The following is a 12,611-nucleotide window of genomic DNA, read 5'->3' as shown; positions in this document are numbered from 1 at the left end:
ATATTTAAAGGTATAAATTTTTGCGTAAATAAGTAAGAATTATATCTACACACTCTTCTAAGGATTGCTCGGCGGTTTTCAGCGTAATTTCCGGTTTTACCGGCGGCTCATAAGGAGAGGTGATCCCGGTAAATTCGGGTATCTTCCCTTCCCGGGCTTTTTGGTAAAGACCTTTAACATCCCTTGCTTCACACACTTCCAGTGGACAGTCTACAAACACTTCAATAAATTTCCCCTCCGGTAATAAAGACCGGACCTTATCCCTGTCAGCCCGGAAAGGTGAGATAAAAGCAGTGATGACAATAATCCCAGCGTCTACAAAAAGTTTGGCTACTTCCCCGATCCGGCGAATATTTTCCTGGCGATCTTTTTCGGAAAAGCCCAGGTCTTTATTTAAGCCCATGCGGATATTATCGCCATCTAAAACGTAAGCAAGCTTACCTTCCCGGTACAATACCGCTTCCAGTTCCCGGGCTATCGTTGATTTTCCCGAACCCGAAAGCCCGGTAAGCCAAATAACCACTCCTTTTTGCCCCAGTAATTTTTCGCGATCTTCCGCCGTTATTTTACCTTCGTGCCAGAAGAGATTATTTGCCAAATCAATCACCCCTATTTCCGATATATTTATATGTATTTACTTTCATTTTATTACTTTTTGTAGTATTGTCAAGTATTTTTACCGGTTTTTATGGAATTAAAAAAATAAAAGCGGGTTGTAAACCCGTTCCGAAAAAAATAAAAAACCGGGGATTTTTACCCCGGCTTTATTTACCACATGGCGCGCCCGGCAGGACTCGAACCTGCAACCTCCAGATTCGTAGTCTGTTACTCTATCCAGTTGAGCTACGGGCGCCTTTATAAAATTAAATGGCGGAGAGAGCGGGATTCGAACCCGCGGTACAGGTTTTTAGCCTGTACAATCGCTTAGCAGGCGACCGCCTTCGACCAACTCGGCCATCTCTCCGCAACCAAATCGCCATGGCGGAGGGGGTGGGATTCGAACCCACGGCTCGCAGGGCGAGTCACCGGTTTTCAAGACCGGCTCCTTAAACCACTCGGACACCCCTCCCTGCCCGCCACTTTCTGCGATAGCATAAATAATATATCACAGCTCAAACAAAAGTGTCAAGTAAAGGATTTTTGTTAATTTATTGTAATTTAGCAAGATATTCCTTTATTGAATTAACAAAATTTAGAAAATCCTTTAAATCATTTTGGATTATTTCATAAAGTTCCTCATCAGTAACCAATGAATAAAGATGTACCATACGATTGCGATAACCTGCCATTTGCATTAATTTCTGGCCAAGATTTTCATCAACAATACCAAGTTCCCTTAAACCCCGGGCTATCCCCTTGTATTCTAAGCTTAAATCCCTGCCTCGACTTTTCGCCAATATATGCCTACCAATATCAAATACCGCCTCCAGGGCTCTTCTAAGATAACTTTCTGCAGTTGCCGGGTTTCGGTAATCTTCTAAAAATTCTTTTAGCGGCAGAGATTTTAGCTCCTTTAAACGGTTTACATATTCGATTATTAAGTTTAACTTTCCTTCAATTAATACTTTATTTACCACCCTGAATTTCCTCCAGCATTTCTTCGTAAAATTTATCAAGATGGTATTTAAAATCAAAGGCCCGGGCTAAGATTCGTTCTTCATATTCTTCTTTTTCTTTTTCATCGGCAAAATAAATAACTTCCCCCTGTAAAATGGCCTGGCTTTGAAAAACCGAATGGTTTTCTTCCAAAAACACCAGGTCCAAGGTGAAGGGTAAGAAAATATCTTCTAATTCATTATAAATATCCGCATATAAAATAGTCCTATTTCGTCCCTCAGGAAGGTCTCGCAAAAAAACTGCCCCGATATCAAGGTCGCTACTATTATAAATTACCGTTTCTCCCTGTAATATTTTTTTGGCCTTATCGCAATTAGAACCAAAGGAATATAAAATTTTTATGCCGAAATTCTCACAAACCTCTTTTAAGCGTAAAAATTTTTCCATAAAACCCACGCCTTATTTTTTATAAATCCGGTCCACTCCCATATAAGGCCGTAAAACTTCCGGTACCGTAACCGAACCATCTTCATTCTGATAATTTTCTAAAATAGCCGCCACCGTCCGGCCCACCGCCAGGCCCGAGCCGTTTAGTGTATGGACAAACTCCGGCTTGGCCTTGGGATGCTCTTTGTAGCGGATCTTAGCCCGCCGGGCCTGGAAATCTTCAAAATTACTGCAGGAAGATATTTCTTTATAATCATTGTAACTGGGAAGCCATACTTCTATGTCGTAAGTTTTGGCAGCACTAAAGCCCAGGTCCCCGGTGCAAAGCACCACCACCCGGTAAGGTAGTCCCAAAAGTTGCAGGACCCTTTCCGCATCCCGGGTGAGTTTTTCCAGCTCCTCATACGAGTTTTCCGGTTTAACGAACTTAACTAATTCTACTTTATTAAACTGGTGCTGGCGGATTAAGCCCCGGGTATCCCGTCCGGCCGCTCCCGCTTCCGCTCTAAAGCATGCGCTGTAAGCACAGTGGTATATGGGAAGCTTATCCCCGTCTAAAATTTCTTCCCGGTAAAGGTTAGTTACCGGTACTTCCGCCGTGGGAATAAGGTAATAATTTAACCCTTCAAGTTTAAACATATCTTCAGCAAACTTTGGCAGCTGCCCGGTACCCACCATCGAATCGGCATTGACGATAAACGGTGGAAATACCTCGACGTAGCCGTGTTCCCGGGTGTGGAGGTCAAGCATAAAGTTAATAACCGCCCGCTCCAACATCGCCCCTAAACCTTTGTAGAAAGTAAAGCGGGCCCCCGTTACCTTACTCCCCCGGGCAAAATCCAGGATATCTAACTCTTCCCCTATTTCCCAGTGGGCCTTGGGAGTAAAGGTAAACTTTCGCGGTTCACCCCACCGCCGCACTTCTACATTTTCGCTGCTGTCTTTACCAACCGGCACCGACTCGTGGGGGATATTGGGAATAGTAAGAAGGATGGCATGTAACTTTTCTTCAATTTGAGCCACTTCATCATCAAGTTTCTTAATTTCATCGGATAACGCCCGCATTTCTAAGATTAAATCATCCGCCGGGAGCCCCTGTTTTTTAAGCCTGCCAATTTCTTCGGAAACGGTGTTTCTCTTATATTTTTTTTGTTCCACATCAACTAAAAGCTTTCTTCGCTCTTCATCCAAGCGCAAAAACTCATCGAGGTTTAAGTTTGCCCCCCGCTTTTTTAATGCTTCCACTACCAGTTCCGGGTTTTGCCGTACTTTTTTAATATCGAGCATTTACAAATCCCCCTATTACTTCCGTTTTGGTAAATTTTTCACGTTCATTATAACATTTTTTACGGCATTTGAAAATTTTAAAGGTAAGCTTATAAACTCACCGCCTTTACTTCATAAATTCCCGGAATTGCCGCAATCGCTTTAATGCTGTCACCATCCGCCGGATGATCCAGCGATAAAACCATGACCGCATCTCCGCCGGGAGTTATTCGGCCAAGCTGCATTCCGGCAATATTTATTCCCTTTTCCCCCAAGATTATGCCAACTTTCCCAATCATTAAAGGCTGGTCTTTATGCGGAACAAAAAGTTTATACCCTTCGGGTACCACATCAACCCTGTACTGGTCTATTTGGACAATTCGCGGCTCATTATTTCTAAACAAAGTTCCGGCAATAATTCGTTCACCCTTTTCGGTAGTTACTTTTAAGGTAATGAGGTTGGTGTAATCCGCACCGTTTTCCATTACCGTTTCCCTGACTTTAATTCCTCTTTCTTTGGCAACTACCGGCGCATTAACATAATTTACCCTTTCCATCAAAAGCGGATCTAATAATCCTTTTAAGGCTGCTAAGGTTAAAGGACGGGTTTCTTCTTTAAAAGCCGAACCATTGTAAACTATTTCCGCGGCCAGAAGCCCTCCCGATAAAATCTGGGCCAGGAAGTTTCCGAGTTTTTCTGCAAGGTTGATGTAAGGCTTTAGCCGTTGATAGCTTTCTTTGTCCATCGCCGGGAAGTTAACGGCATTCTGGGCAAGCCCGCCCTTTAATACGCTGGCAATTTCCCGGGCCACATCGATAGCGACGTTAATCTGTGCTTCTTTAGTAGAAGCCCCCAGGTGAGGAGTTACAATCACGTTTGGGAGCTCAAATAAAGGAGACTCGGTAAGCGGCTCCTTGCTAAAAACATCCAGTGCCGCTCCGGCAATTTCTCCGGCTTTTAACGCTTCGTACAGCGCTTCTTCATCAATAATTCCTCCCCGGGCACAATTGATGATAAACGCTGATTTTTTCATGAGCTTTAACCGCTCCCGGTTGATTAAATTCCGGGTTTCGTTATTTAAAGGAAGATGCATGGTAACAATATCGGAATTTTGTAAAAGTTCTTCTAATGACATTAACGTAATACCAAGCATCTGAGCCCGTTCTTCAGATATAAAGGGGTCATAACCGATTACCCGGGTTTCAAAGGCTTTAACTCTTTTGGCTACCGCCGTTCCTATCCGGCCAAGGCCGATAATCCCCACCGTCTTGCCCCGGAGCTCATAGCCGGTAAACTCTTTTCTCATCCATTTTCCTTCTTTTAAGGCAGCGTGGGCCTGGGGAATATTTCTTAGTAAGGCCATCATCAGGGCAAAGGTATGCTCCGCCGCCGCAATTGTATTACCTTCCGGAGAATTAACCACAATAATTCCTTTTTTGGAAGCAGCAGCCAAGTCAATGTTATCTACCCCTACCCCGGCCCGTCCAATTATCTTTAAGTTTTCTGCGGCTTCAATAATTCTTGCGGTAACCTTTGTTTCGCTCCGAACAATTAACGCATCGTACTGGGGAATAATTTTAATTAATTCTTCTTCCGAAAGCTTTGTTTTTTCGTCAACTATAAATCCTTCTTCCCGTAAAATATTTAAACCTTTTTCCGCTATCGGGTCGGAAGCCAGAATTCGCACTACGCCTCACCTCCGGTAATTACTTCCATTGCCTTTTTAACACCAGCACCCAGCTCCACCGGATAGCCAATTTCTTTTAAAGCCATTTCTAATGCTCCTATTGCCACAATAATATCGAGCTTATCAACATAACCCATATGACCAATTCTAAAAATCTTACCTTTCAGGTCTTTTTGACCACCGGCAAAGGTAACACCGTATTTGGTTCTTAACACTTTTCTTAACTGTTCCGGATCATAACGGTCATCCCCGGCTACTGCCGTTACCGTATCGGAAGCATTTTCCTCCGCCGGGAAAAGCTTTAAACCTAAAGCTTTTACTCCTTCCCGGCAGGCTTTTGCCAGTAATTTATGCCTCTTAATTACCTTGTCCAATCCTTCCTCTAAGATTAAATCAAGAGCCGCTTCCAGCCCGAAAAACAGCGATACTGCCGGAGTATAAGCGGTATTCCATTCAGCCAAAGCTTTCTTAGCCGCCGGTAAGCTAAAATAAAATTTCGGGTTTTTGTTATCCTGGGCTGCCTCTAATGCTTTTTGACTGAAGGAAATAAACGCCAAGCCCGGAGGCAGCATAAGCGCTTTTTGGGAGCCAGTAACTACCACATCCACTCCCCAGCCATCGGTATCAAACTCCATGCCTCCTAAACTTGAAACCGCATCAACTATAAGTACCGCCCGGTGGTTTTTGGTTAATGCCGCAATCCCGGCGATATCGTTTTTAACCCCGGTTGATGTTTCATTGTGGGTAGCCAAAACCGCCTTGTAATTGGGATTCTGCCTTAACTTTTCCTCGACCACCGCTAAATCCACCGCATTACCCCAGCCAAAATCTACCATATCGACTTTGGCACCGTATTCCTTGGCAATCTTGGCAAATCGTTCACCAAAATTACCGGTGGATAAAGCCAAGACCTCATCTCCCGGATTTACAACGTTGGCTACGGCCATTTCCATGCCTCCGGTACCGGAGTTGGTGAGAATAAAAATGTCATTTTGGGTTTTAAAAACCTGTTTTAACTTTGCTACCACCCGCTCATGCAGCTTGGCAAAATCACCGCTCCGGTGGCCAATCATCGGCCGGCTCATGGCCAAGGTAACCTCCGGCGGAATAGGTGTAGGTCCGGGAATCATAAGATATTTTTTTTGCACGAAAAACCCTCCCTTTAAAATGTAAAATTTTTAAAATTTATGCTTTAATGAAAAATATTTACTTTTGATGTTTAAAAATTTTCCTTTTCTAATCTCCTGCCCCAAACCCCAAACCACTAAACAAAAAACTCCTTTCATCCCTTAAGGGACGAAAGGAGTCCTTTCGCGGTGCCACCCTTCTTGGCAGAATAACTCTGCCCACCTCGTTTGGTTAACGGCTCGGCCGTTACCGGCTACTTTACTTTCGCCGGTACCTCTTGGGGGCGGATTCGCAAAGCATTCCCACCGGTTTCCACCAGCCACCGGCTCTCTTCAGGGAAGAGGCTTGCTACTACTCCCCGGCATTGAGTTTACAATTTATTTTGCTTATTAATCTAAAAGATTGCAAACAGTTTTGTCAAGGGGGTAATTGTGTATACATTTTATTTTTTTTAAAGATTGGTCTTTGGAAAAAATTAAGCGCACCAAATTGTGCGCTTTACCATTAACTATAAGCCTTTACAAACTTTTTCAATGAAATAACGGTGAATCCGCAAGTCATCGGTTAACTCCGGATGGAATGCCGAAACCAACATGTTATCCTGCCGGGCCATAACTATTTTATCATCTACTTTAGCCAGTACCTGAACGTTGGGCTTCACCTCTAATATATACGGCGCCCGGATGAAGACCGCCCGCACCGGCTCCTGACCCACTTCAGGTATTTCCAGATCTACCTCAAAACTATCCACCTGCCGGCCAAAAGCGTTTCTGGCAACTTTTATATCCATCGTTCCTATTCTCGGCTGGTTGCTGTTTTCTATTTCCTTGGCCAAAAGGATCATTCCGGCACAGGTTCCAAACACCGGAAGACCACTTAAAATTCTTTCCCGAAGGGGTTCCATTAAATTAAAGTCCCCTAAAAGCTTGCCAATGGTGGTGCTTTCGCCCCCGGGAATAATTATCCCATCAATCTGAGATAGCTGTTCGGGGCGTCTAATTCTTAACGTTTCAACCCCCAACCGGGCCAGGGTTTGTTCATGTTCACGAAAAGCCCCCTGCATTGCTACTACTCCGATTTTCATCCGCCTATCCTCCTTCTACTGCTTAGCATGCTGACGGAACCGTAAATGCGGTTACCAGCCCCGTTCGCTCATTCTTTCGGTTTGGGAAATGGTCTTAATATCGATACCGGGCATAGCTTCCCCTAAACCTTTAGAAACTTCAGCCAATACTTTGGGGTCGTCATAATAAGTAGTAGCAGCTACGATGGCTTTTGCTCTGCCCACCGGATCTTTGGATTTAAAAATTCCCGAACCCACAAAAATACCGTCAGCACCAAGCTGCATCATTAATGCCGCATCGGCAGGAGTTGCAATACCGCCGGCAGCAAAATTTACCACCGGTAGCCGACCGTGTTCATGGACGTATAACACCAAATCATACGGAGCGCCCATTTCTTTGGCAGCAGTCATTAGCTCTTCCCTGGGCATGTTCTGAATCCGCCGGATTTCTCCCATTACCTGCCGCATATGGCGAACCGCCTCCACTACGTTGCCCGTTCCCGGTTCACCTTTGGTCCGGATCATCGCAGCCCCTTCGCCAATCCGCCGCAAAGCTTCACCTAAGTTCCGGGCTCCGCAAACAAAAGGCACTTTAAAGGCATGCTTATCGATATGGAAAAGTTCATCGGCAGGAGTTAAAACCTCACTTTCGTCAATGTAATCAACCCCGAGAGCTTCCAAAATCTGCGCTTCGACAAAATGCCCAATACGCACCTTGGCCATTACCGGTATGGTTACTGCATCCATGATTCGCAAAATCACGTTAGGATCAGCCATCCGAGCAACTCCTCCCGCCGCCCGGATATCCGCCGGTACCCTTTCTAAAGCCATAACCGCACAGGCCCCGGCTTCTTCGGCAATTTTAGCCTGTTCGGGAGTGGTGACATCCATTATGACGCCGCCTTTTAACATTTCCGCAAGGCCCTTTTTAACCACCCATGTCCCTTTTTCACCCATTTTGTGACTCCTCCTAAACACGGTATTAATTTTTATCTTAACTTAATTTTGGTTTTTTCTGCAAGCCTCAAACTTTAATCATTTTCTTCGTCTTCCTGGGCAGCAATCTTAGCTACGGCCGTCAATTGATCATCTTTATTGAGTTTCATTAAAGTAACCCCCTGAGTTGCCCTGCCCTGGGTCGATATTTCCGCAGCTTTTACCCGAATCATTATCCCTTCCCCGGAAATAGCCATTACCTCATCTTCCGGACGTACGGCAACAATACCAACTACTTCCCCATTTTTCTGGGTTACTTTCATATTAATAATACCCTTACCACCCCGGCCCTGGACCCGGTACTCGCTAAAAGGAGTCTTTTTTCCAAAGCCCTTAGAAGTTACCGTTAGAAGTTCCGCCTGCTCGTCCACCACTTCAAGACCAATTACCTCATCCCCGGGGCTTAAAGATATTCCTTTTACTCCGCGGGCAGTACGGCCCATAGGACGAACATCGGTTTCCGAAAATCTTATGGCTATACCCTTTTTGGTACCTATAATAACTTCTTCCTGGCCAGTAGAAAGTTTAACATCAATTAACTTATCCCCTTCTTCTAACGATAAAGCAATAATTCCGTCTCTTCTGGAACTATCGTATTCGGATAAAACGGTCTTTTTCACAATACCGTTTTTCGTCACCATAAAGAGATAATGGTCATCGGTAAACTCTTTTACCGGAATAATGGCGGTAATCCTTTCGTCCTGGTCAACATAAAGTAAATTTACGATAGGAGTTCCCTTGGCCTGTCTTCCGGCTTCGGGTATCTCATGGACCTTTAAACGATACACCTTCCCTTTATTGGTAAAGAACAGTAAGTAATTATGGGTAGAAGTTACAAACAAATGCCGCACAAAGTCTTCTTCTTTGGTAGCCATGGCGGTAACCCCGCGGCCACCCCGGCGCTGGTTTTTATAGGTATCCACCGGAAGTCTCTTGATGTAACCCTGGTGGGTAATGGTAATTACCATGTCCTCTTCGGCAATTAAATCTTCCTCATCAAAGATAGATTCTTCATTGGTGATTTGCGTCCGCCGGGCATCACCGTATTTTTCCTTAATTTCTAAAAGTTCCTGACGGATTACCCCTAAAAGTACCCTCTCATCGGCTAAAATTGAGTTAAAATATTCTATCTTCTTAATTAATTCCCGGTACTCTTCATTAATTTTTTCCCGCTCTAAGGCAGTTAGTCTTTGAAGCCGCATATCGAGGATGGCCTGAGCCTGTTTTTCGGTAAGTCCAAAACGGCTCATTAATCCATCCCGAGCGGTATCCACATCTTTGGAGCCGCGGATGATTTTTATAACCTCATCCAAGTTAGCAAGGGCAATTTTCAACCCTTCCAAAATGTGTGCCCGCTCTTCGGCTTTATTTAAGTCATACCGGGTTCGTCGCGTTACAACATCTTTTTGATGCTCCAAGTAATAAAAAAGAATTTCCTTTAAATTTAAAATCCTGGGCTGATTGTCTACCAGCGCTAACATGATAATACCAAAGGTATCCTGAAGCTGAGTATGTTTAAAGAGCTGATTTAAAACAACCTGGGGGTTAGCATCCCGCTTTAATTCAATAACAATGCGCATACCCTTTCTGTCCGATTCATCCCGTAAATCCGCAATTCCATCGATTTTCTTATCCCGGACCAGTTCGGCAATCTTTTCAATAAGCTTGGCTTTATTAACCTGGTAAGGAAGCTCGGTAACAATGATCGCTGTTTTTCCCCCGCTTAATTTTTCAAAAGTGGTTACCGCCCGAACTTTAATCGTTCCCCTACCGGTAGTATAAGCCTGCCGAATCCCCTGCCGGCCCATAATCTTACCGCCCGTAGGAAAATCGGGACCTTTGATGATTTTCATAAGCTCCCCGATTTCCACTTCCGGGTCATCAATCATTTTCACAACCCCGTCGATTACTTCCCTTAAATTATGGGGTGGGATGTTGGTGGCCATACCCACTGCAATTCCGGAAGAACCATTGACCAAAAGATTGGGAATCCTGGACGGCAGTACTACCGGTTCCTTGGTCGAATTATCGTAGTTCGGCATAAAGTCAACGGTTTCCTTGTCAATATCCCGCAGCATCTCCACCGTTATTTTTGCCATGCGGGCCTCGGTGTAACGCATTGCCGCAGCACTATCACCGTCTACCGAACCAAAGTTACCGTGTCCATCAATTAAGGGATAGCGGGTGGAAAAATCCTGGGCCATTCGTACCATGGCATCGTAAACCGCGACGTCACCGTGAGGGTGGAATTTTCCCAAAACCTCCCCCACGATGTGCGCCGATTTACGGTGGGGTTTGTCGGGAGTCATCCCCAAAATATGCATGGCATATAAAATACGCCGGTGAACGGGCTTTAACCCATCGCGGACATCGGGTAAAGCCCGACCGACAATTACACTCATGGCATAATCCAAATAACTTGACTTCATTTCCTCTTCCAATTTAACCGGCAAGACCTTCCCAATACTAAACAAAATAAATCACCTCAAAGTTAAGAATTAAATATCCAGATTCCGGACAAGTTTGGCGTTCTTTTCAATAAATTCCCGCCGCGGTTCAACTTTATCGCCCATTAAAATGGTGAAAATCTCATCAGCTTTTGCTGCATCTTCCAGGGTAACTTTTAAAATAGTCCTTGTCTCGGGATTCATCGTAGTTTCCCAGAGCTGTTCCGGGTCCATTTCTCCAAGACCTTTGTATCTTTGAATGGTAACGCCTTCCCGGCCTATCTCGTTTAAATATCTTTCCAGTTCATCGTCACTGTACAGGTACTTTTCTAACTTTCCTTTTTTTACCTTATAAAGGGGAGGTTGGGCAATATAAACGTAACCGTTTTCTATTAACGGTCTTAAGTACCGGTAAAAAAAGGTTAAAAGAAGGGTTCTAATATGCGCCCCGTCGACATCGGCATCGGTCATGATAATTAACCGGTGGTAACGGGCTTTTTCAATATCAAAATCTTTATCAACCCCAGTACCTAAAGCGGTAATCATCGCCCTTATTTCTTCATTGGCCAAAATTTTATCAAGCCTCGATTTTTCCACATTTAAAATCTTACCTCTAAGCGGCAAGATTGCCTGAAATCTTCGGTCCCTTCCCTGCTTGGCCGAACCTCCCGCTGAATCCCCCTCTACCAAATAAAGCTCGCAGAGGGAAGGATCCTTTTCCGAGCAGTCGGCGAGTTTCCCGGGAAGGGTGTTGGATTCTAAAGCAGTTTTCCTGCGGGCAAGCTCCCGGGCTTTTCTTGCCGCTTCCCGGGCCCGGGCTGCCCGGACTGCATTTTCAATTAACTTCCTTCCTACAGCAGGATTTTCTTCCAGGTAGGTGGAAAGGTAATCGGAAACAATACTATCGACAATGCTGCGAACTTCCGTATTTACCAGCTTTGTTTTTGTCTGACCTTCAAATTGCGGATCCGGTACTTTTACGCTGATAATCGCCGTTAATCCTTCCCTGATGTCTTCCCCCTGGAGGGAGAGGTTGTTTTCTTTAATTAAGTTGTATTTTTTCGCATAATCGTTTATCACCCGGGTAAGGGCTGTTTTAAAGCCAATTTCGTGGGTTCCACCTTCGGTAGTGTTGATGTTGTTGGTAAAGGACAGGATATTTTCCGAAAAAGAGTTGCAGTATTGCAGGGCCACTTCCACAACTACTTCGTCTTTTTCTTTTTCAAAATAGATAATTTTGTGAAGAGGCTCTTTATTTTTATTTAAATATTTTAAGTAATCCTTTATACCGCCCGAATGCTCAAAAATTTCTTCTTTATTAATCCTCTCATCTTTTAAAATTATTTTGACGTTTTTATTTAAATAAGAAAGTTCCAAAAGCCTTTTCGCTAACGTATCGTAGTTAAATTCCACCGTTTCAAAGATTTCGGCATCGGGTTTAAAAGTAATAATTGTTCCGGTAGACTTACTTTTGCCAATAATTTTCAATTCCGTAATCGGCTCGCCTCTGGAAAATTTTTGGTAATAGAGGTTACCATCTCTCTTTATCCTAACTTCAAGCCATTCGGAAAGGGCGTTTACTACCGATACCCCAACGCCGTGCAATCCTCCGGATACTTTGTATCCTCCACCACCAAATTTTCCGCCAGCGTGAAGCATGGTTAAGACAACTTCTACCGCCGGTCTCCCCACTTCCGGATGGATATCAACGGGGATGCCTCTACCGTTATCAGCTACGGTAATACTCCCGTCTTTATGAATAATAACTTCTATACGATTGCAAAACCCGGCCAAAGCTTCATCGATTGAGTTATCTACTACTTCATAAACCAAGTGGTGTAAGCCCTTTTCGTTGGTGCTACCGATATACATCGCCGGTCTTTTTCTTACACCTTCTAAACCCTTTAAAACCTGAATTTCCTCGGCACCGTATTTAATTCCGTTTTTTTCTAATTCCATATAAAACCTCCATTTTTAAATATCCTCATCTTATTTATTATAACATAAAAATTAAAACTG

10 protein-coding genes, 3 tRNA genes and 1 other annotated feature are annotated in these 12,611 nt (G+C 44.1%); all 13 genes read right to left on the bottom strand.

Annotated elements, in window-relative coordinates; all coding sequences use genetic code 11:
* Window positions 1-4: 4 nt before the first annotated feature.
* On the bottom strand, window positions 5-607 hold the full coding sequence (gene cysC / locus CARFE_RS0104345) for an adenylyl-sulfate kinase (protein ID WP_281170177.1): 603 nt from the start codon (window positions 605-607) through the stop codon (window positions 5-7).
* A 169-nt stretch (window positions 608-776) separates the two neighbouring features.
* Window positions 777-853: transfer RNA gene (locus CARFE_RS0104335), tRNA-Arg, on the bottom strand.
* Window positions 854-868: 15 nt separating this feature from the next.
* Window positions 869-964: transfer RNA gene (locus CARFE_RS0104330), tRNA-Ser, on the bottom strand.
* Window positions 965-979: 15 nt separating this feature from the next.
* Window positions 980-1,069 (bottom strand) — tRNA-Ser (locus tag CARFE_RS0104325).
* A gap of 79 nt (window positions 1,070-1,148) precedes the next feature.
* Window positions 1,149-1,577, bottom strand: coding sequence for a type VII toxin-antitoxin system HepT family RNase toxin (gene hepT / locus CARFE_RS0104320; RefSeq protein WP_028051875.1), 429 nt, complete (start codon window positions 1,575-1,577; stop codon window positions 1,149-1,151).
* Window positions 1,567-2,004: a nucleotidyltransferase domain-containing protein gene (locus CARFE_RS0104315; RefSeq protein ID WP_034541604.1), complete on the bottom strand. Its 438-nt coding sequence runs from the start codon at window positions 2,002-2,004 to the stop codon at window positions 1,567-1,569. The genes hepT and CARFE_RS0104315 overlap by 11 nt, the downstream gene beginning before the upstream one ends.
* Before the next feature lie 12 nt (window positions 2,005-2,016).
* Window positions 2,017-3,291: a serine--tRNA ligase gene (serS, locus tag CARFE_RS0104310; RefSeq protein ID WP_028051873.1), complete on the bottom strand. Its 1,275-nt coding sequence runs from the start codon at window positions 3,289-3,291 to the stop codon at window positions 2,017-2,019.
* Between the two features lie 89 nt (window positions 3,292-3,380).
* Entirely contained in the window at window positions 3,381-4,958 is a 1,578-nt protein-coding gene (gene serA / locus CARFE_RS0104305; protein ID WP_028051872.1) for a phosphoglycerate dehydrogenase, read from the bottom strand.
* Window positions 4,958-6,106 carry a pyridoxal-phosphate-dependent aminotransferase family protein gene (locus CARFE_RS0104300; RefSeq protein WP_011345552.1) on the bottom strand — a complete coding sequence of 383 codons (1,149 nt, stop codon included), beginning with the start codon at window positions 6,104-6,106 and terminating at the stop codon, window positions 4,958-4,960. The genes serA and CARFE_RS0104300 overlap by 1 nt, the downstream gene beginning before the upstream one ends.
* Window positions 6,107-6,247: 141 nt before the next feature.
* Window positions 6,248-6,460: a binding site (T-box leader), on the bottom strand.
* Between the two features lie 134 nt (window positions 6,461-6,594).
* A complete protein-coding gene (gene pdxT / locus CARFE_RS0104290) occupies window positions 6,595-7,170 on the bottom strand; it encodes a pyridoxal 5'-phosphate synthase glutaminase subunit PdxT (protein ID WP_028051871.1) in 576 nt (191 codons plus the stop codon).
* 51 nt (window positions 7,171-7,221) lie between these two features.
* On the bottom strand, window positions 7,222-8,106 hold the full coding sequence (gene pdxS, locus CARFE_RS0104285) for a pyridoxal 5'-phosphate synthase lyase subunit PdxS (protein ID WP_011345556.1): 885 nt from the start codon (window positions 8,104-8,106) through the stop codon (window positions 7,222-7,224).
* Between the two features lie 74 nt (window positions 8,107-8,180).
* Window positions 8,181-10,619: a DNA gyrase subunit A gene (gene gyrA, locus CARFE_RS0104280; RefSeq protein WP_028051870.1), complete on the bottom strand. Its 2,439-nt coding sequence runs from the start codon at window positions 10,617-10,619 to the stop codon at window positions 8,181-8,183.
* Window positions 10,620-10,643: 24 nt separating this feature from the next.
* Complete coding sequence (gene gyrB / locus CARFE_RS0104275) at window positions 10,644-12,551, bottom strand: DNA topoisomerase (ATP-hydrolyzing) subunit B (protein ID WP_028051869.1); 1,908 nt, start codon at window positions 12,549-12,551, stop codon at window positions 10,644-10,646.
* Window positions 12,552-12,611 lie beyond the last annotated feature (60 nt).

Source organism: Carboxydothermus ferrireducens DSM 11255 (assembly GCF_000427565.1).
Taxonomy (GTDB): Bacteria; Bacillota; Z-2901; order Carboxydothermales; family Carboxydothermaceae; genus Carboxydothermus; species Carboxydothermus hydrogenoformans.
This window is presented reverse-complemented; position numbering and strand designations above follow the sequence as displayed.

Excerpts from the sequence above, each read along its gene's own strand:
- CARFE_RS0104315 (WP_034541604.1), bottom strand. The coding sequence starts at position 2,004 with ATGGAAAAATTTTTACGCTTAAAAGAGGTTTGTGAGAATTTCGGCATA.
- serS (WP_028051873.1), bottom strand. The coding sequence starts at position 3,291 with ATGCTCGATATTAAAAAAGTACGGCAAAACCCGGAACTGGTAGTGGAA.
- pdxT (WP_028051871.1), bottom strand. The coding sequence starts at position 7,170 with ATGAAAATCGGAGTAGTAGCAATGCAGGGGGCTTTTCGTGAACATGAA.
- pdxS (WP_011345556.1), bottom strand. The coding sequence starts at position 8,106 with ATGGGTGAAAAAGGGACATGGGTGGTTAAAAAGGGCCTTGCGGAAATG.
- gyrB (WP_028051869.1), bottom strand. The coding sequence starts at position 12,551 with ATGGAATTAGAAAAAAACGGAATTAAATACGGTGCCGAGGAAATTCAG.